Annotated in this window: 15 protein-coding genes; 8 read left to right on the plus strand and 7 right to left on the minus strand. The window is 31.1% G+C overall.

All coding sequences use genetic code 11. The features are described from left to right. Positions 1–36: 36 nt before the first annotated feature. Positions 37–2,400, minus strand: coding sequence for an endonuclease MutS2 (locus tag G9F72_RS15075; protein ID WP_164955473.1), 2,364 nt, complete (start codon positions 2,398–2,400; stop codon positions 37–39). Positions 2,401–2,418: 18 nt separating this feature from the next. Continuing rightward, the gene (locus tag G9F72_RS15080) at positions 2,419–4,797 is read right to left on the minus strand and encodes a DUF3656 domain-containing U32 family peptidase (protein ID WP_164955474.1); all 2,379 of its coding nucleotides are present in this window, start codon (positions 4,795–4,797) and stop codon (positions 2,419–2,421) included. A gap of 214 nt (positions 4,798–5,011) precedes the next feature. Between G9F72_RS15080 and G9F72_RS15085 the strand changes: the two genes are divergently transcribed. Continuing rightward, positions 5,012–7,006 (plus strand): elongation factor G, encoded by a 1,995-nt coding sequence (locus tag G9F72_RS15085; RefSeq protein ID WP_164955475.1) that lies wholly within the window; start codon positions 5,012–5,014, stop codon positions 7,004–7,006. Between the two features lie 107 nt (positions 7,007–7,113). Here the strand turns inward: G9F72_RS15085 and G9F72_RS15090 are convergent, their stop codons facing one another. Beyond that, entirely contained in the window at positions 7,114–7,902 is a 789-nt protein-coding gene (locus tag G9F72_RS15090) for a YhfC family intramembrane metalloprotease (RefSeq protein WP_164955476.1), read from the minus strand. Positions 7,903–8,003: 101 nt separating this feature from the next. Beyond that, the gene (locus G9F72_RS15095; RefSeq protein WP_224676138.1) at positions 8,004–8,189 is read right to left on the minus strand and encodes a hypothetical protein; all 186 of its coding nucleotides are present in this window, start codon (positions 8,187–8,189) and stop codon (positions 8,004–8,006) included. A 426-nt stretch (positions 8,190–8,615) separates the two neighbouring features. On the opposite strand from G9F72_RS15095, the gene G9F72_RS15100 reads away from it, so the two are divergent. The 6 genes from G9F72_RS15100 to G9F72_RS15125 all read left to right on the plus strand — a co-directional run bounded on the left by G9F72_RS15100 (position 8,616) and on the right by G9F72_RS15125 (position 16,735). After that, complete coding sequence (locus G9F72_RS15100) at positions 8,616–10,046, plus strand: TldD/PmbA family protein (protein WP_164955477.1); 1,431 nt, start codon at positions 8,616–8,618, stop codon at positions 10,044–10,046. Next, complete coding sequence (locus G9F72_RS15105; protein WP_164955478.1) at positions 10,046–11,380, plus strand: metallopeptidase TldD-related protein; 1,335 nt, start codon at positions 10,046–10,048, stop codon at positions 11,378–11,380. Before G9F72_RS15100 ends, G9F72_RS15105 begins: the two co-directional genes overlap by 1 nt. Before the next feature lie 72 nt (positions 11,381–11,452). Further along, positions 11,453–11,983 (plus strand): amidase domain-containing protein, encoded by a 531-nt coding sequence (locus G9F72_RS15110; RefSeq protein WP_164955479.1) that lies wholly within the window; start codon positions 11,453–11,455, stop codon positions 11,981–11,983. 203 nt (positions 11,984–12,186) lie between these two features. Beyond that, on the plus strand, positions 12,187–13,209 hold the full coding sequence (locus G9F72_RS15115; protein WP_164955480.1) for a LacI family DNA-binding transcriptional regulator: 1,023 nt from the start codon (positions 12,187–12,189) through the stop codon (positions 13,207–13,209). 33 nt (positions 13,210–13,242) lie between these two features. Beyond that, on the plus strand, positions 13,243–14,997 hold the full coding sequence (locus tag G9F72_RS15120; protein ID WP_164955481.1) for an ABC transporter ATP-binding protein: 1,755 nt from the start codon (positions 13,243–13,245) through the stop codon (positions 14,995–14,997). Beyond that, positions 14,936–16,735: an ABC transporter ATP-binding protein gene (locus G9F72_RS15125; protein ID WP_164955482.1), complete on the plus strand. Its 1,800-nt coding sequence runs from the start codon at positions 14,936–14,938 to the stop codon at positions 16,733–16,735. Before G9F72_RS15120 ends, G9F72_RS15125 begins: the two co-directional genes overlap by 62 nt. Before the next feature lie 72 nt (positions 16,736–16,807). On the opposite strand, the gene G9F72_RS15130 is transcribed toward G9F72_RS15125, so the two are convergent. Further along, positions 16,808–18,295, minus strand: a complete 1,488-nt coding sequence (locus G9F72_RS15130) for a sensor histidine kinase (RefSeq protein WP_164955483.1) — start codon at positions 18,293–18,295, stop codon at positions 16,808–16,810. Further along, positions 18,285–18,971, minus strand: coding sequence for a response regulator transcription factor (locus tag G9F72_RS15135; protein ID WP_164955484.1), 687 nt, complete (start codon positions 18,969–18,971; stop codon positions 18,285–18,287). Before G9F72_RS15135 ends, G9F72_RS15130 begins: the two co-directional genes overlap by 11 nt. 424 nt (positions 18,972–19,395) lie before the next feature. Between G9F72_RS15135 and G9F72_RS15140 the strand changes: the two genes are divergently transcribed. Continuing rightward, the gene (locus G9F72_RS15140) at positions 19,396–19,608 is read left to right on the plus strand and encodes a helix-turn-helix domain-containing protein (protein WP_164955485.1); all 213 of its coding nucleotides are present in this window, start codon (positions 19,396–19,398) and stop codon (positions 19,606–19,608) included. Between the two features lie 283 nt (positions 19,609–19,891). Here G9F72_RS15140 and G9F72_RS15145 read toward each other — a convergent pair whose 3' ends face one another. Beyond that, positions 19,892–20,890 (minus strand): LacI family DNA-binding transcriptional regulator, encoded by a 999-nt coding sequence (locus tag G9F72_RS15145; RefSeq protein ID WP_164955486.1) that lies wholly within the window; start codon positions 20,888–20,890, stop codon positions 19,892–19,894. Positions 20,891–21,063 lie beyond the last annotated feature (173 nt).

Genomic DNA, 21,063 nt, shown 5'->3' on the forward strand with positions numbered 1-21,063 from the left:
TTGCCCTCCTTTATCAAGCTGTAAATTAAGGTCGAGCTATTTAAGTTCTACTACAGTAACTCCGCTACCACCCTCACCATAATTTCCCAATCTATAAGCTTTAGCATGACCATGTCTCTTTAGCATATCTGTAATAGTATTTCTTAGAACTCCTGTACCTTTACCGTGGATAATGGTAACTTCTTTAAGTCCCCCTAAATAAGCATCATCTAAATATTTATCAACAGTATATATAGCTTCTTCCGAATCCATACCTCTTAAATCTACGGAGGTGGAAACATTTTTTAAATTTAGTTTCAGTTCCCTCTTATTAATCTTTGCCCTTTTCTTATCTTCCTCCGTAACCTTTGATTTGCGTAGCTCATCTAGTTTAACATTTATCTTCATAATACCAGCTTGAACCTGTAATTCACCTCTGTTATCCGGTTTAGTAAGTACAATAACCTTTTGGTTGAGAGATGGTAAATATACTTCTTCTCCCTCTTTTACAGTTTTTAGCTTTTCTCCTACTTCTTCTTTATTCTTTTGTATATTCTCATCTAAGCTTTCAAGCTTATCTTTTATTTTCGTTCTTTCCTCTTCAAGCTTTTGCCTTGCTTCAGATGGATAACCCAATTTTTCTAGTTCTCTCATATTTTTGAGAATTACATCAGATTCTTCTTTGGCATTTCTTATCAGTCTCTTTGCTTCTCTTTGGGCATCATACATTGCATTTTCTCTAATGTTTTCAAGTTTATATAATTTTTCCTGATATTTATCCTTTAACTTACTAGCCTCTAGTTTCAAAACTTCTGCCATCCTAGCATCTCTTTCTGCCTTTATGCTCTTTTCTTGTAGACTTTGAACTAATTCTTCAAACTCTAATGTTTCTTTAGAAATATTTTCTCTAGCATTTTTAATAATATAATCAGGTAAACCTAACCTTTTAGAAATCTCAAAAGCATTGGATTTACCTGGCACTCCAATTATTAGTCTGTAAGTAGGACTTAAGGTGTCCACATTAAATTCTACAGAAGCATTTTCTACCCCTGTGGTTTTTAGTGCATATCCTTTTAATTCACTATAATGTGTAGTTGCGACTACTTTTGTCCCTCTTGCTCTTAAATTTTCTAGAATTGATACAGCAAGAGCTGCTCCCTCTGTGGGATCAGTTCCTGCTCCTAATTCATCAAATAGAGCCAAGGTTTTTTTATCTGCTTTTTCAATTATATTTACTATATTTGTCATATGAGAGGAAAAAGTAGATAGGCTTTGTTCTATACTTTGCTCATCACCTATATCTGCGAAAATTTCATTGAAAAAACTTACCGCGGAGCCATCTCTAGCTGGAATTAAAATCCCACTCATAGCCATTAACTGGATTAAACCTACAGTTTTTAAAGTTACAGTTTTACCACCAGTATTTGGTCCTGTTATTACTAGTGATGTAAATCCTCTTCCTAAATAAATATTACTTGGCACTACTACTTTAGGGTCTATCAACGGATGCCTAGCCTCAATTATATCTACTATCCCTTCATCATTCACATTAGGGATTATAGCATTAATTTCTATTGCATATCTTGCTTTAGCAAAAATAAAATCTAATTCCCATACTATATTAGCATTGTTTGTAACAATATTTATATTTTCATATACCTTATAGGATAATTCAGCTAAAATCCTTTCAACCTCAGCTTTTTCCTTTAACATGATTTCTTTGATTTCGTTGTTTAAATTCACTAAACTCATTGGTTCAATGAATAATGTGGCTCCTGAGGAACTCTGGTCATGAACAATACCCGGAACACTGCTTTTATGTTCTATTTTAACAGGAATTACATATCGGTCCCCTCTTATAGTATAAAGACTTTCTTGAAGATATTTTGCATTAGATCTAACTAGTGAATTTACCTTTTCTTTTACGGAAGCATTCTTTTCTTTTAGTGATTTCCTTAGATTAAAAAGCAGACTACTAGCCCTATCTGAAATTTCATCATCACTTATTATAGCTATAAAAATTTCATCTTCTAGCTTTTTTATTGGAACAATTCCGATACATATATCCTCTAAGACTCTAGAAGTTTCGCCCCCTTTGTTACCAACATAATTCTGAAATAATCTAGCACATCTAAGCATTTGAGCTATTCTAAGGAGTTGCGTTGGCATAAGTGAAGCCCCTTTAGATGCCCTGCTTATAGCATCACGAACATCATATATCCCTTCAAAAGGTGCACTCCCTTTTTTTGATAAAAGTAATAGTGCCTCATTAGTTTCCTGCAGGTGTTCGCGTACTTCATAAATATTGGTGTAGGGTTCTAATTTTTCTATAATATCCTTGCCAGCTGTAGTATGGGTATATTCTTTAATTTTATCTTTAATTTTATAATATTCTAAAACGCTTAAAGATTTATTATTCATAGTTTCACCGTCTTTCCTTTATTCCACGCCTCTTTTATAGTGGCCTCTAGTATAATTTTTAAAATCTGTGTTCCAAGTCCTTTCAATATAATTGCGAAGAACCTCAAGCGTTTCCTCATAATTCTCATGTATAAAATCTAATCTAAAACAGGAAATTTTGTTTTTCATGATTTCTGTCATGTTAGAAATCAAATTTACTGGCACATTATTATAAATATAGCTTCTACAATATTTGTCAGTATTAATCCTAAATTCTTCACCCATTCTGTCTTTAAGCGTATAAGTTCCACTAGTACATTTCAGGGCGCAAGTTTTGTTATCGCTTTTGTTACCAAAAACACTTCCTATAGCACAGTATTCACTAACCATAAGTTCATATTTCCCGTAAACCATAATTTGCAGTGGTAATGAACTTTTAGCTGCTATTTCTTTAATTTCCTTTTGATTAAGCTCTGCACTAATGCAAGTTCCCGTAAGGAAATACTTGTAAAAATCTCCTGCATAACTATTAAAAACATTTAATTTATAATCTCCAATGATACTTACCTTCTTGTTAAATCTATTAATTATTCCTAAATTAGCTGTAATAATACCTTTTAATTTGGTTAAATTATTTTCAATAAAGTCGCAAACACTTTCGAATTCTCCCTTGATAATATTAGGTACCTTTAGATAAATATTTACATCATACTTATTAAAGTTGATGTTACACTCCCTCATAAAAGGGTTTATAGCAATATTATCAAAACCCATTTCTAGTACTGCTCTTAGCTGCTGCTCATTACTTACATATATAAGTGTCTCCGGCATAACATTATCTTGCTTATACAGTGCTTCTAAATTATTCGTTTCTACTTGTAAACTCTTCTTTTTATCATAATTAATCTGTTTACTGTTTTTTTCTCTTTTATACTTTCCTATTATATGCTTTTGAATATTCTCTGTTAATTCTCGCCTAACTAAATTTAATGCAGCCATTGGCAGGAAGCCGTCTTCAAAGCTTTCAAAATTCACATCATTTATTTTGAAAGGGGTGTCGCCTGTTTTAGATAGATTCTTAATAATACGTTCTCTATCTAATGGTTTATTTACAGCCGCTTGAACTAGCTCTCCCAAGACGTTGAAGTTCTCTCCCATGTAACTAGCACTTATACACAGTGGTTTATTTACACTAAAGTTTATTGAAAGATTTAATTCTATCTTCCTCTTAAACGCATCACTATAACTTTTGGAAAGTTCATTCATGAGTTCCACATCAGAAATCTTATATAAAGTGTCTCCAGCTCTAAATTTAGTTGGTTTTAGTAAAACCTTATCCCCTATAACTGCCTTTGAAGCTTCCATTCCATTCACAATAATCTTTGATATGGCGAACCCGTCTTCACCAAACATTATACCATCTTTTAAAGCTACCTTTTCTAAAAGAGTTACTGACAAATCAGGGGCAACTTTTCCTATTGGAATTCCAGAATTCTTAGGAACCTTATATGCCATCATATCTTTTCCACTATTACCATATAGATAAGCCTTTGAAAATCCTTCTCTATTAAATAATTGTGTTAAAATTTTAGTATCCTCATCTAACTTTTGTATTTTATTGTTATAAATGTTGTCTAATGCCCGTCTATATATATCCACCACGCCTGAAACATATTCTGGTTTTTTCATTCTTCCTTCTATTTTTAATGAAGAAGTACCTGTTGCAACTATATCTTTTAAGTTATCTAAAGTACAAATGTCTTTAGGGCTTAAAATGTATGCCTTATGCTCCCTGTTAGTGTTTTTATCTATTAGTGTATAAGGCAATCTACAGGGTTGTGCACATCTACCTCTGTTTCCACTTCTACCACCTATAATACTACTCATAAGGCACTGACCTGAATAACATATACATAGTGCTCCATGAACAAAAACTTCTGTTTCCACTTTTAGTGTGTTAGATATGTAATCAATTTCTTTTAAACTGAGCTCTCTTGAAAGAACAATTCTTTTAAAGCCCATATTTTTTAAAAATAGTGCAGCTTCACCATTATGAATTGTCATCTGTGTAGATGCATGGAGCTCAAACTCAGGAAAATTATTTCTTATTAAGTATATTAATCCTGTATCTTGAAGTAATAAAGCATCTACTCCTACGCTATATAAAAATCCTACATACTCCATAATTTCTTTTAATTCATTATCCTTTACTAAGGTGTTTAATGTAACATATACGCGAACTCCATATATGTGGCAATAATCTACCGCGCGAGCAATATTCTCATCATCAAAATTAAAAGCATAAGCTCTTGCTGAGAATTTGCTTCCTCCTATATAAACTGCATCTGCGCCCATTTGCACTGCTGCAATAACGCTTTCCATACTTCCGGCAGGGGCTAGTAATTCTATTTTATCCATTTGCATCTCTCCTAATTAGTGTTCTATATTTTATTATACAGTAAATGTTGTAATAAATTAAGAGATTATAATATTTTATCTTAATAATGATCATATTTCATACTAATAGACACAATGAAAATAATGGAATATAATAAAAAATAGACTCGCTGACATCCTGATTATTTTTTCGAGGATGATTAGCTTAAAAAAATTGATTAATGGAGATATAAATATGACAGTAAAAAGTAGTATTAGAAATATTGGAATAGTCGCCCATGTTGATGCTGGAAAAACAACTTTAACAGAGCAATTACTTTATCAAAGTGGTTGTAGCAGAATTTTAGGCAGCGTAGATAAAGGTACAACCCATACAGATTCTTTAGATATTGAAAAGCAAAGAGGTATATCAGTAAAAGCTACTGAAATTGATCTTACTTACAAAGAAACTAATATCCATGTTATAGATACTCCAGGGCATATTGATTTCAGTTCTGAAGTAGAGAGAAGTATAGGTGTTCTAGATGGAGCTATAGTGGTATTGTCCTCAGTAGAAGGAGTACAGCCTCAAACAGAAGTGTACTTTAATGCTTTAAAGGAATTAAATATACCTTCAATATTCTTTATAAATAAATTAGATCGTATGGGAGCCTCACCCTCTAAGACTATTGTGGATATGAAAAAGCTTCTAACAATGGATCTTATACCACTTCAAATAGTCTACGAAAAAAATAATGAGTTTGTTGTATCCAACATATTTGATATAACAAATTACGAAAAAAATATATCAGAAATAAAAGAGGTTGCTCACAAACAACTACTTGAAGATATAATAGATATGCTAGGTAATTATAACGAAAGTTTTTTCAAGCAATTTTTCGAGGGTACTTTAACCCTAGGCATGATAAAAGATGAGATATTGGCGCAAGCTATTAAAGGTAAAATCTACCCTGTGCTTTATGGTACTGCACTAAGAGGGGAAGGAATTAAGGAACTGCTAGACGGCATAATAGATTATCTTCCAGCTCCAGAGAATTTAGATGATTCTGAGCTCTCAGCACTAGTATACAAAATTTCCCACAACAAAACCACAGGTAAAATAGCTCATATAAAAATATTTAGTGGAACAATATCTACTAGAGATGATATTTTTAATGTAACTACAGGCAAAATTGAAAAGATTACTATGATAAAAAAACTGAGTAATCAAAAACAAATTGATGTAAAATCAGCTAGCAGTTGTGATTTGGTAATGGTGAGTGGGTTAAATTGTAGCACCTACGATATACTTGGAAGCAAAACTTATATTCCCAGTCTCCAAACAATTACAACCCCACTTCTCACTTTAAGAATTTATTCGAAAATTAAAGAAGACTATATAGCTTTAGTTGATGCTTTAACGTTGCTACAAGAGGAAGATCCCCTTCTTAACCTGCAATGGATAAAAGAAAAGAAAGAACTTCATATCCGCATTATGGGTAAAATTCAAATTGAATATATTGAAGCCGTTTTAATGGAAAGATTCAACCTACAGGTTACCTTTGGTCCACCCTCTGTTATCTACAAAGAAACTCCTATAGCAAGTGGATATGGTGAATCTCGTTATACTATGCCCAAACCCTGCTGGGCTATAGTTGAATTTTTAATTGAACCACTACCAATGGGAACTGGTCGTATCTATGAATCTAAGGTAAGAACTGAAAAAGTAAAGTTAAAGTATCAACGAGAAATAGAAGATAATTTAGATCAAATTTTAAGTCAAGGTATATATGGTTGGCCAGTGACCGATTTAAAAATAACCTTTACTTACGGTGAAGACCATGTTATGCATTCACGTTCAGGAGACTTTGCAACATCAGCCGCCATGGGCATCATGAGAGGTCTAAATGAAATAGGCACTACACTCCTTGAACCAATAATTAAGTTTAGAATTACTGTACCTGAGGATGTAGGTGGAAGAGTTTTAAATGATATTATAAAAATGCGTGGGAGCTTTGAAACTCCATTTATACATAACGGCACTTTCACAATAGAAGGAAAAATGCCTGTATCCACCTCACTTGAATATCCAGGAGAATTAGGAAGAATTTCCTCAGGGAAAGCAGTAATGACAACTAGATTTTTGAGTTATGAGCCTTGCTCCTTAGAAATAGGGTCCATAAGAGAAAGAATTGGTGTTAATCCTTTAGATAGAGCTAAATATATACTTTATGTGAGAAATGCATTATAAAAAAGAATCATCCAAAAATATTTGGATGATTCTTTAAATGCTTTCTAAACAATAAAATCTCATTCTTTCTTTTTAAAATAGAAACTAACCAATTTTAATTTTAATAATTATTTCGATATTTCAATTTGTACTTTATCATTAAACAATGATTTAGTTTTCATTATAAATATAAAGCTAATAATAGCGAATAAAAATACTAGGCCTTCTATAAAATATATATTAGTAATAATCTTCATTTGATATAGTGCTGGTGCAGAATCTACTAAAGCGTGAAGTAATATGGCAACTAGCAGATATATGTTTTTCCTTTCCCTTATAGCATACAAGACTATAAAAGTAAGTGCTATCTGAATTGTAAAAGCGAATACCCTTTCAAATACGCCCATGGAGGTGGCAAGTAACGTCACATTTACTAGTGAATTTTTTACAGTTTCAATTTCAGCTGTATTTTGGTTTTTAAGTAAATTGTTAATTGTGCCTGAATTTATTGCAAGGGACATTATTAAAGCATTTAGGTATGACAAAGCCCCTATTAAGATAGTTTCTATTCCAGCATGACCGAGTCCATAACCTAACCCATCTTTCCATTGCCTATTGTTTTTAAGGAAAAATTTGAACATCACAAATCTACCCACTTCTTCAAATATACCGGCAGCTAGCGCGCCATAAATAGCAAAAGTAATTGTGTTCACCTTAATTATTTTTGTAGATATCACCATGCTATGAAGTAGACTTTCTAGTACCATAACAAAGAGAAAAAACCCTAAACCTCCAATAGCAACTGTTTTAATTGAAAAGTGTTCTTTGTTTTTAAAATATATTACTGAAACTATCGGGAATAGAGTACAAAAAACTATGGCAACTATTATAAAAATAATTATACTTTGACTAACCATATGAAACCCCTCCGTATTAGATATATATTTAATTATACTAACTATAGCTTAATTTTATTATTAAAAATATAAATTCTTAACTAATTTTAGTGGAAGATGCGTTAAGAACACTCATCTACCCCAGTTGATTTCATGAAAAAGTTTAGTGGAACAATATGTTTGAAGTCTTTTAGAAATTTTAAACAGTCACAAGTGGTTTTTATATCAGTAATGCTCCCACCTGCATTTTTTAACACATCTTCAATAGTAAATACAAAAGTGTTATTAATAAGGTGTGTTAATACCAAAAGTGAATATTTCGCCTACTTCATCTTCATTTACTCCAGCTGTAATTGTAGAAACCAAAGTTGTAGGTATTTTATATTTTGATAAATTTGCTAAAGCTTTTTTCTTAAGAGGTAATAGGTTTTAATATTCAATTTGTTTTAATTATACACAAGATTAATTTATATATCAAATATTCAACATAATTACATATTATTTGATTTCCTGAGTGTCTACTCCTTAAATATTTAGATGTATGCGCGTGAATAATTATTCATTTATTCAAGTTTATGGATTTGTTGATAAATTTAGTATATAATTATTATTGGAAATATTTTAGAAATTCAGAAGTTATTAATGTACTCTTTTTGAGGAAATATATTTCTAAAATGTGTAAGGTAATTAATAATAGATTAGTACAATAAAAGGAATATTGGAGGGATAATTTAATGAAAGTTTCAATGTCGAGTTTTTTAATAAGTCAGAAGCCTATTTTTAAAAAAATAGTAGGCATTCTTTCTGAAAACTATAAGTATGTATCAATTTTAGGCACAGATACTAAAGGTAAAATATATAACGTACAAAAAACTGGTATAGATTTAAGCGATTCATTTTGGTGTGAACGTGGTTTTGTTATAAGAGTTCATAACGGTGTAAACTATTCTGAGTTTTCTTTTAACGAAATCAGTGAGGATAATTTAAATGCCATTGTGGATGAAATACAGATAGAGATGACCAAAACTCTTGAAATTCTTAAAAAGGCCTCAATAGCTGTAAATGCATATGATTTAATGGAAGAAACACTAATAAAGGAGCAGTTTTTAGGAGAAGTCATTACTCTTCCCTCTAATTTAACATCAAAAGAGAAAATAGAGAAAATGTGTTTTATTAAAGATTCTGCTTTAAGTTATTCAGATTTACTTGTAGATTTTAGAGTAGCGTATCATGAAGTTCATGTGTCAAAAATTTTTATTTCTAACAATAAAGAACTAGAACAATCTTATATATGGAGTGAAGGATATTTGGTAAGCATAGTCCGTAGAGATGAGAATACTAAATATGCCCATGCCTCTTTCTCTGGTTTAAAGGCAGTGGAATTAATTGATGAAATGGAAAATGCCATAGAAAAAGTGGTAGATACTAGTATAAAACTTTTAGATGCGAGGAGCGTAATACCAGGTGAATATGAAGTAATATGTTCTCCTGAAATATCAGGATTAATTGCCCATGAAGCTTTTGGTCATGGAGTAGAAATGGACATGTTCGTTAAAAAGAGAGCAAAAGCTTTGGAATATCTAGGGAAGTCTGTGGCATCAGAATTAGTTACAATGCATGACGGTGCTGCAGCCGCCAGTAATATGTCCTCTTATTTGTTTGATGATGAAGGGGTACTCGGAACAGATACAGTTGTTATAGAAAAAGGAATACTTAAAACAGGAATTTCAGATATACTATCAGCTCTTAAACTAGGTACTAAACCTACTGGCAATGGCAAAAGAGAATCTTTTGAAAGAAAAGCTTATGCAAGAATGACTAATACCTTCTTTACTGCTGGAAATGATACTTTAGAAGATATGATAGCTTCTATCAAATATGGGTACATTTTAGACGGCACCATGAGTGGCATGGAAGACCCTAAAAATTGGGGAATTCAATGTATGATACTTAAGGGTAGTGAAATTAAAGATGGAAGATTAACTGGTGAAGTAGTTTCCCCTGTAATTATGACAGGATATGTGCCAGATGTTTTAAAATCCGTATCTATGCTATCAGAAACCGTGGAACTTTCTGGTTCTGGTGCTTGTGGCAAAGGGTATAAAGAATTTGTTAAAGTTTCTGATGGTGGCCCATATATCAAAGCAAAAGTGAGGTTAGGATAATGATAGAAAGAATAAAAAATCTTATTGCTGAATCTGTAAAATCAGATAGTTTAGAGATGAATAGTTTTAGTATGGATGGTTTTAAAATTATAGAAAATAAAATAACTGCTAGTGAGCTCTTCTTTGTAAAAAAAGGCTTAGATATGTATAGAGCTAAAAATGTGCATAATTTTAATATAACAGTTTATAAAAACTTTGAACAAGATCATGTAGCATATACAGGATCCTCTTCCGCTATAATTCATCCTACTATGAGTGATGAAGAAATCCTTCAGGTTATTGAAGAAGTTTCCTTTGCAGCAAGCTTCATAAAGAATAAATATTATCCTTTACTAGAGCCCTCCCATAAGACTCAGCGGTCAATAATAAGTAACTTTTCCGAGAAACCACTGAGCGAATGGCTTCCTACATTAACTGATGCAATCTACAATTCTGATAATTATGATAAAGGCGGTATAAATTCCTCTGAAATCTTCCTTAATAAAGTTTATACACGTATTGTAAGCTCTACAGGCATAGATGTATCTTTCACAACATATAAAGGAGAACTGGAGTTTATAACCAATTGGAAGGAAGATACTGAAGAAATTGAACTTTATAAGCACATAGATTTTTCAGAGTTGAATTATGATTTGATAGATGAAAAAGTAAAAGAGATGCTTATTGTTAGCAAAGAAAAAGCTATTGCATCCCCTACCCCAGCACTTGGAAAATATACTATATTACTTAATGGAACGCCAGTCATTGAATTATTAAACTATTACGTGTCACAAGCATCTGCTAAAACTGTGTACAATGGAATGTCTACTGCAAAGCTTGGTGAAAATATTCAAGGTGAGGATGTACAGGGCGATTTGATAACTCTTATTTTAGATCCTTTTATGAAAAACTCAACCAAATCTTCTCCATATGATTCTAATGGTTTTCCTGTGAATTCTGTCAAGATATTTAATAGTGGTGTTTTAAATAGTTATCATGGTGACTTGCGTCATTGCCATTATTTAAATGTAGAGCCCACAGGCAATATATCAAACTTTGTTATAGAAGGGGGAACTCATTCAATAGCTGATTTTAAAGCGGAGCCATACCTAGAAATCATAGCCTTTTCTGACTTCCAAATGGATACTTTAACAGGAGATTTCGCTGGAGAAATTAGGCTAGGTTGGTTTTTTGATGGTACCAATACTATTCCGGTTACGGGTGGGTCCGTCTCAGGTAATATTAAAAAATTGCAAAAACAAATGTATTTATCAAAAGAGCTACAAAAAGATAATAATTTTATAGGACCTAAAATTGTTAAACTATTAAATGTAAGCGTAGCTGGAATAGAATAATTCTTTGTTTTTGTGAACATTCAAAGTAGCTTTATCATAGTATTTAATAATAGTAATTTTATGGAGCGTAATATGGACTCTTTTAGAGCCAACCAATATTCTAGAATAAATGCTGTTAATTATGCAATAACCTACGCATTACATCCAAACCCCAGCTTTAGGTACTTCCCTCTTATTAATAATGATACAAGCGGGGATTGCGCAAACTTTATATCTCAGTGCCTACTAGCAGGTGGTGCACCTATGACTTTTAATGGCTCGCATCCATGGTGGTACAAAAAGAATAATATCCTTAGTACAAAGGATGATACTTGGTCAGTGACCTGGACTGTGGCACATTCCCTTTATTGGACTTTAAAAGTCAATCAACAATCTGAAGCGACCGGAATTAAAGGCCTTGAAATAAATGATACTAGCCTGCTTGAATTAGGTGATCTAATATTTTTCGAAGGTAATGATGGAAATATATTTCACTCTACTATTATTACAGCTTTTAGAGATTCACAGCCTTTAGTCTCTCATCATTCTTTTGAGGCTTTAAATATATATTATAAAAATTCTTGGCCGGCTAAGCGCGTGCATTACCTAAAGATAAGTTTATAGAAATTATAATTTCTATAAACTTAGGCATATGTAAAAAATAACAAGTCAAAATGCTAGCATAATGACTTGTTATTTTTTATGCTTATTTTTAATTAACGTTATAAATTTAATATTGTAACGTTAAGTATATTTATTTAAAACGTTGTATTTTAACTTAATATTACTTATAATAGTATTAGAGCATAAATTTGGAGGTGGGTTATTTGAGTAACAAAACTACAATATCAGATATAGCCGCTGCATTAGATATCTCAGCAATATCTGTAAGCAGAGCACTAGCAGGGAAAATTGGAGTTGGAGAAAAATTAAGAGAGAAGATCACTGTTAAAGCAAAGGAAATGGGCTATTTAAAGTCTATAAACAAAAACTCTTATAAAATTTTGGTACTCCATCAAAGGCCTCTTATACAAGACAATAGTAATTTTGCTTATATGATACAGGGGATTGAACGGGCTCTTCAAAATATGGAGATATCCTATCACACAGAATTTGTTGATAAGAATAGCCAGGATAAGATGCAACCTCCATTTAAACTATTAAAGGAAAATAATTTTAATGGCCTAATTTTCATCGGCAAATTTGATGATAACTATGTAGGTTTTCTAAAAGAAAAAATTAAAAACTACATTTTTTATACAGGGTATTCCCCTTCTTGCGACGTTGACAGTGTTTGGTTTAATTTTAATAATGGAGGATACAAGCAATGTGAGTATTTAATAAAAAATGGACATGTGGATATTGGTTTTTTAGGAAGGCGCAGTATTTTGTTTAGGAATAAAGAAAAGGTGCTTGGAATAACCTCTGCTCTTGAAGATTATGAAATACCTATTAGAAGTGAGTTATTTACTTATATTGAAGAGAATTTCGAAGAAAATTTTGAAATATCAGTTATGAATTTGCTTAGTGTAAAAAATAAACCTTCAGCAATTATTTGTCAAGGGGACTTTATAGCTGTGAAATTAATTAATCTCCTTTATAAAAAGGGAATTAAAGTACCGGAAGATATATCTATCATTAGTAGTGGCAATACTGAAATGTCCTCTTTAACGCTACCTACCCTTACAACTTTAGATTTAAATATTGAATATTCCTGTGAAATAGCAGTGGAGCTCCTTTTAAAAAGGATTAATAACCCAGATAAACCATGTGAGAGCATAACAATTAACAGTACTTTAATTTCAAGAGAATCTGTCAAAGACTTAACCGCATTTCAGCACTCCAGGTGATGATTAATTAAAATTCGTAAAGGAGAAAATTAAATGGGAAAGAACATAATAGTAGAGTTTATTAAAAAACACAAAATATCATATATTATTGGCATTCTATTTATGTTTTTAACATCTTATATTCAGTCGTTTTTTCCTAGAGTTCTAGGCGATACCATAGATATACTGGGAAGGTATAATTTTACTTTCAATCTTGTAAAAATAAAAATAGTATACATACTTTTAATTACTACGGGCACTTTTATAAGTACTTATGCATGGAGAAATCTAATTGTAGTAAATGCTAGAAATCTTGAATGCCATCTTCGTGAAAAATTATATACTCACTTTCAAAAACTATCTCCTGAGTTTTATAACAATAGGAAAACTGGAGATTTAATCGCTTACGCTATAAATGATATTTCTGCTATAAGAATGACTTTGGGACCAGCAACGGCCATGATCATAAATGGCATTGCTATCTTAAGCGTTTCTATTTATTCCATGTCAAAGATTATGAACCTGAAATTCACTTTGATGATATTAATTCCAGTTCCCTTTATCCTATTTTTCATGCTAAAAATTGGAAAGCTTGTTCAAAAGCGATTTAGAGTTGTTCAAGAGAACTTTGCCTCTATATCTGGAAGAGTTCAAGAAAACATATATGGAATTAGAGTGATAAAATCTTATGTTCAGGAAGAAGCGGAGGGCGAGAAGTTTGAGGTGTTAAACGATAAGATGATGGACTCTAACATTAATATGGTAAAAGTATCAGCCTCTCTCTCCCCTATTATTGAGATTTCCTTTAGTATAAGCTTTGTTATGAACCTTATTATAGGTGGAAATATGGTGTTAAATGGAAGTATAACGCTTGGAGATTTTATTGCTTTTAATGGATATTTGACCATGATTATGCGACCTATAATTTCCATAGGAAGAGTTATAAATATAGTTCAAAGAGGTATTGCTTCAATAAAGAGATTGGATGAAATATTAAATGTGAAACCTAAAATTCAGGATGGAGCAAAAATGATAAGTACTGCTATTGATGGTGAAATAGAATTTAAAAATTTGAGTTTTTCTTATAGCAATTTTAATAAAAAAGCTTTACAAAACATTAGCCTTAAAATACCTAAGGGGTATACCATTGGAATCACAGGGAAAACCGGTTCAGGAAAAACTACCCTAGTAAGTTTATTATTAAAGCTTTATGTGTCATCACCAGAAGAAATATTTATTGACTCTGTGGACATAAATGACTATTGCCTAGAAACACTTAGAAGTAGCATTGGGTATGTACCTCAAGACAACTTTTTGTTTTCCGCATCTATTAAAGAAAATATAAAATTTTTCAAGGATATATACACTGATGAGGAGGTTGAAAAAGCTGCTAAAATAAGCTCCATATATGAAAGTATTATAGGGTTTCCTATGGGCTTTGATACTGTACTTGGAGAACGTGGTGTTAACCTATCCGGTGGTGAAAAGCAACGTATTTCTATAGCCAGGGCTATTATACGAGACCCATCAATACTGATTTTAGATGATTCACTCTCTGCTGTGGACACTATTACTGAGTCCAAACTACTTAAGAATATAAAAAAATGGAGATTTGGTAAAACCACATTAATTGTTGCTCATAGAATTTCCACAATAAAACATGCAGATTTTATTATAGTATTAGATGACGGTAGGATATGTGAAAATGGAACTCATGATGAACTCATAAAGAAAGGAGGACTATATTATGAAACCTACAAGTCCCAACATGAAAACCAGCAAAAAAAATCTGAGTGGGAAGCTTCATAAAATCAATAGTATTAAGAGACTTTTAGCGTTAACAAAACCATACCTAAATAAAATAATCTTAGCCGCATTATGTGTAATGCTTGTTAATGCTGCCGAACTTTTAAAACCCTATATACTAAAGCTTGTCATCGATGATTTTTTAATAAAGAAAGTATCGCAAAGCGGTATGTACTCTATAGCAACTATGGGACTATTATATTTTACTGTTGTAGCTATTGGTGGGATATCCACTTTTACTCAAGTGAACTTAATAAATAAAGCTGGTCAGGAAATAATGAGGAATTTGAGAAGAAGAGTATTTCGAACAATACAATTTCTTCCACTATCATATCTTGATAAAACCTCTTCAGGAAGACTCATAACTAGAGCTACAAATGATGTGGAAGCACTAAGTGAGATGTATACTGATGTAATTATTAGTTTGTTTAAAGATGTATTCTTACTTATAGGAATAGTATATGCTATGCTAGCACTTGATGTAAAATTGGCACTCATATCATTTTCAGTAGTTCCTATGATGTTTTTTATCGTTTTTCTTTTGAAAAATAAAATAAAGAATAACTTTTCAAAAATGAAAAGCTTAATAGGTAAAATTAATGGATTTATGGCAGAGAATATTTCAGGGATGAAAATTATACAAATATTTGCTGGCGAAAGTGAAAAAAACAATGAGTTTCTAAAATTAAACGGTGAATATTTAAAAAGTACATTATTTCAAGTTAGGATGAACAGTATATTAAGACCGGCAGCTGATGTCTTCCAGAGCCTTGCAGTAGCAATAATATTATGGTATTCAATGAGTAAAATCGCAAACCATACTATAGAGATAGGTGTGCTTTTCGCTTTTACAACCTATATAAAACAATTTTTTAATCCAATTTCTGATCTTGCGGATAACTATACTACTATTCAATCCGCTTTGGTTTCTGCAGAACGAATTTTTGAACTTCTAGATGAGGAAGATTCTCTAGAGGATTTAGATGAAGGCAGGAGCTTTGATAACTTACAGGGTGATATAGAATTTAAGAATGTATGGTTTTCTTATAATAATTCAGAGTGGATATTAAAGAATGTGTGTTTTAAAGTTAAAAAAACGGAAACTGTTGCTTTTATAGGAGAAACAGGTGCAGGAAAAACTACAATAATAAGCCTTATAAGCGGGTTTTATAAAATTCAAAAGGGTGAGATACTAATAGATGGAATTAATATTAATGATATAAAAAAGAAGGACTTAAGAAAAAGTATATCCGTTGTGCTTCAAGATATATTTTTATTTTCAGGCGATGTAAAATCTAATGTTTTATTAAATGATAATATAAGCGAAAAGACTTTAATTAAGTCCCTTAAAACTACTTGCGCCTTAGACTTTGTAAACGAACTGCCAGGTGGAATACACTCAGCCGTTAAGGAAAGAGGATCCACTTTTTCAGCTGGTCAGAAGCAGCTTTTATCATTTTCTAGGGCCCTTGCTCATTCGCCTTCTATATTTATATTAGATGAGGCTACGGCAAATATAGATACACATACTGAAAAGTTAATACAAAAGGTAATTGAAGAAATGGCTCAAGATAGAACTACACTTATTATTGCACATAGATTATCAACCATAAGAAATGCAGATAAAATAGTGGTGCTAAAACATGGCGAAATTATAGAAATAGGAAATCACGATGAACTTATGAGAAGTGGTGGATATTATAAAGATATGATCCAAGGTGATATACAGGTCGCAAACTAATATAAGAACGGTATGTGAAATGAATTACTTTATCATTTTACATACCGTTCTTATGTTATTATTACAGTATCTCTATTGTTTTATTAAAATAAAATAGAATTTAACTCCAATTTCTGTGTTTTCTACTCCGTAGCTACCACCATGAAGTAATATTATATTTTTAACTATTGAAAGACCTAGACCAGTACCCCCAAGTTTTCTAGTCCTTGATTTATCGATTTTATAGAAGTTATCCCATATCTTATTCGATTCTGAAACATCAATTGCATTTCCACTATTTTCTACTTCAACACAAATGGTATCTTCTCTATTTATCATTGTTACTGTTATGGATCCACCCTCCTGCGTATGTCTTATTGCATTAGTCATATAATTTGTTATTACCTGTTCTATTCTGTTCCAATCTGCATTTACTTTTATATCTTGGATAAGATTTAATCCAAGTTTAATTTGCTTTTCGTGAAGTAAGGAAGAAAATTTCCTAGTAACTGATTTTACTAGCTCATGAAGAGTGAACTCCTCTTTAGTCAACTTAAAATTTCCTGATTCTAATTGAGATAAATCTAACATATCTGATACTAAACTGTTCATTTTCCTAGATTCATCCATAATTACATCGATAAAATATTGTTTTTCTTCCCCTTCTAAAACATCATCATTTAAAGCTAGGGTATACCCTTCTATAAGGGTAATAGGTGTTTTAAGCTCATGAGAAACCGCTGCTACAAAGTCTTTTCTCATCTCTGTTAATTTTTTTTCTTTTTCAATATCCTTTTCTAATTGTGTATTAGCATCTGTAAGTGAGGTTAATGCACTATATAAATTTTCTGAAAGAAGATTAAGTGAGGTAGCTAGAGCACCTATTTCATCTTCACTTTTAACCTCACATTTTTCTGTAAAGTCAAGCTTTGCCATTTTAGTAGCTGTTTTAGTAATTTTTATAAGTGGCTTTGCAATCATATTTGAGTAAAAAAAAGAAAGAAGTAGAATAGTAATTAGGGCACCTATATAAAAATATAAGTAAAATTCCTTTATAACTTGGACTGCTTCATTTACTGGCTGTAGTGAAGAAAAAGCACACACAGTTTCATCTTTCTTTTCATCATATAATATACCTGCTACACTTGCAGCCATATCGGGGTTTTGCTGCGTAATAAAAATAAAGGGTTTTTTAGTGTCTTTAAATTTAGTAATCCCACCCCGATTTTCTATTTCAGATGACATTATTTGGTTCATGATTCTAACTTTTATGGAGTCTTTTCTTACATCAGTTGTTTTTGCAAGATATTTCAAATTTCCTAATCTATCTCTTATAATTATTTTATAATTATTCTCTTCTTCAAAAGAGGTAATTAAGCTAGTCTCATCTTCATTTTTTTGGAGCAAACTATATTGGCTTTCAAATTTAACAAGGTTAGTTTCAAGATTGTCAGTTTTCCATTTTCTATAAAACTGCTCAAAAAACTGGGACTGAACTACCAAATTAGTAGTTATAAAAATTACGAAAACTATAGAGGTTATTGTGAAAAGCTTTATTGTAATACTCTTTTTACTTTTCATTTTTCACCTCAAATTTATAGCCGGTACCTCTTATAGTTGCTATAAGGTAAGATTTTTCACCTAATTTTTCTCGCAATCTTTTTATAACAGTATCCACCGTTCTCAAATCTCCAAAATAGTCAATACCCCATAGTGCATCTAATATTTTTTCTCTACTTAATACGATTCTTTTATTAATTATAAAATAATTTAGTAGCTCGAATTCTTTTGGGGATAAATTGATTTCGATATTGTCTACAGTAACCTCATGGCTTAAATTATCAACTACAAGGCCATCAAAGCTATTTTCTTCATTCAGAATAACCTCAGAGGTATGAGTCCTTCGTATAATGGCTTTTACTTTTGCAACTAATAGCTTTGGAACGAAAGGCTTAGTAATATAATGATCTGTTCCTAATTCAAAACCCAATAATTCGTCATCTTCTTCTGATTTAGCTGTGAGCATTATAACGGGGATATTTGAGGTTTTCCTTATTTCCTTGCAAACGTCCCATCCATCCATAACAGGCATCATTACATCTAGAATAATCAAATCTACTTTGTTTTTATTAAATATATTTACAGCCTCACTGCCATTTTCAGCTTGTAAAATAGTAAAATTCTCTTTTCTTAAATAAATAGACACAAGATTTCTAATTCTTTCTTCATCATCTACTATTAAAATGGTTTCATTCATATGATTTTCTCCTTTATTAAAAACTTGAGACAAATAAGTTAAATTTCTAAATTTAAATAATAATTTCTAACTCTACTTTATATTATATAATAATACCATCAATAATCATAATTTATTATATTGTATCTAATATGAAAATTTCCTCTGCAAAAGGGGGTTTACAGAGGAAGTACAAATCAGTATGTTAAATTTATTTTAATCACAATGCATATGTCTTATAAATATATAATAAAGTTATACCATGGCACTTAAGTGGCAGATATGTTAACATTTCATGAATGGTAATTGTAAAATTAGAATATTACTTAATTATCTCTATTTTTAACAAATAATACAGAAAATTAACATAGCTTTTGCCTATATTCGTAGTATAATTAACTTGTACAATTTAATTAGTTATAGATAATTATAAGGAGGTTTTTATATGCTTAATGGCGCTAGGATTAGAGAATTGAGACTTAATAAATCTTTAACGAGCAGAGATATATCAACTTTATCCAAAAATTTAAATGTACATGTATCCCAGACTTATTTAGAAGAACTGGAACGAGGAAGTAAAAAAAATCCATCATTTAATATAATTGAAACTATTGCAACTATTTTATGTGTTAATATAGACGAACTTAGAATAAATTAAATTAATCTAAAAAGGCCAATTAACTGTATTTAGTTAATTGGCCTTTTGGAGTTATTTGATTAAATCAAAAGTTTTTAGATTTCGTAGCAACCCTATAAGGGAATAATTCTGCTGTCATTAGCGCTTCATAATTATCAATGTGATTATTCTAATGCATTAATATTTTTTTATAAAAAAGTTTATAAAAAGCAGTAAATGATAAAAAATATTGTCTTATATTTCCAAGGAAATATATTCAATATATATTTCCCCCATAGCTAGAATTGTCTTTTAAAAAAATTAATTATGTAGTTCCTCTAATAATAAGTTCTGTTTCAAAGTAAACTTGTTTTTCATTAGGTAGCTCTCCATTTATTACATCTATTAAGATACTGCATGCTTTTTTCCCCATTGTATATATAGGCTGAGCTATTGTTGTAAGTTCTGGTTCAATAATCTCTGATATATGAATATTATCAAAGCCAATAATTGATATATTCCTTGGGATTTTATAACCATTTCTGTGTAGAATTTTCATTCCTCCCAGAGCCATCATATCATTACTATAAAAAATGGCATCTAACTCCTTAAACACACTTATTATTTTTTCAGTAGCCATTATACCCCCTTCAACATTAAAATCTCCTTCAAAAATATACTTTTTATCATATAATCCATAATTCTTCATTGCATCAATATATCCTTCTAATCTTTGCTTTGATACTTCTATATCTTCTCTTCCTTTCACAAAAACTATTTTACGGTTTCCCTTTTCATATAAGTATTTAATACCATCGATAACACCCTGCTTGTTTAAGCAAAACACTCCATAATCATCTTTATATCCTTCAATATATCTATCAACCAATACAAAGGGAACGTTGTTGTTTTTTAATAGTGTTATACTTTCATTACTTTTTCCACCAGACATAAAAATTACGCCATCTATAAGCTTGCTTATAAGAAGTTCGATATATTTTTCTTCTTTGTCTATATCATTATCCGTGTTACATATTATTAGATTATATTCTAGTCTTTCTGCCTCATCTTCAATTGCTCTTGCCATTTCTGAGAAAAAGGGATTTGTGATATCTGGAAGTATTATTCCAATAGTACCGGATTTTTTTGTGCTAAGGCTTCTAGCTATGGAATTAGGAATATAGCTCATTTCTTTTGCAATTTTCAGTATTCTGTTTCTAGTTGCGTCGCTTATGCTATCATCCTTTTTGTTCATAACCATTGAAACTGTAGCCTTTGAAACCCCAGCCATTTCTGCTATATCCTTCATTGTAACATTATTCATAATGATCCTCCGATTTTAAGTAAATACTCACAATTATTAACAAGCTAGTATTTAAAAACTGTAATTTTTAAGTTTAAGTTAAAAACCATAATTATATAAAATTATACCAAAATATACCTTGTATTGAAATGCTTTATAAAAAAATAACCCAGTGGATAATACCCTGGGTTATT

Source organism: Clostridium estertheticum (assembly GCF_011065935.2).
GTDB classification, from domain to species: Bacteria; Bacillota; Clostridia; order Clostridiales; family Clostridiaceae; genus Clostridium_AD; species Clostridium_AD estertheticum_A.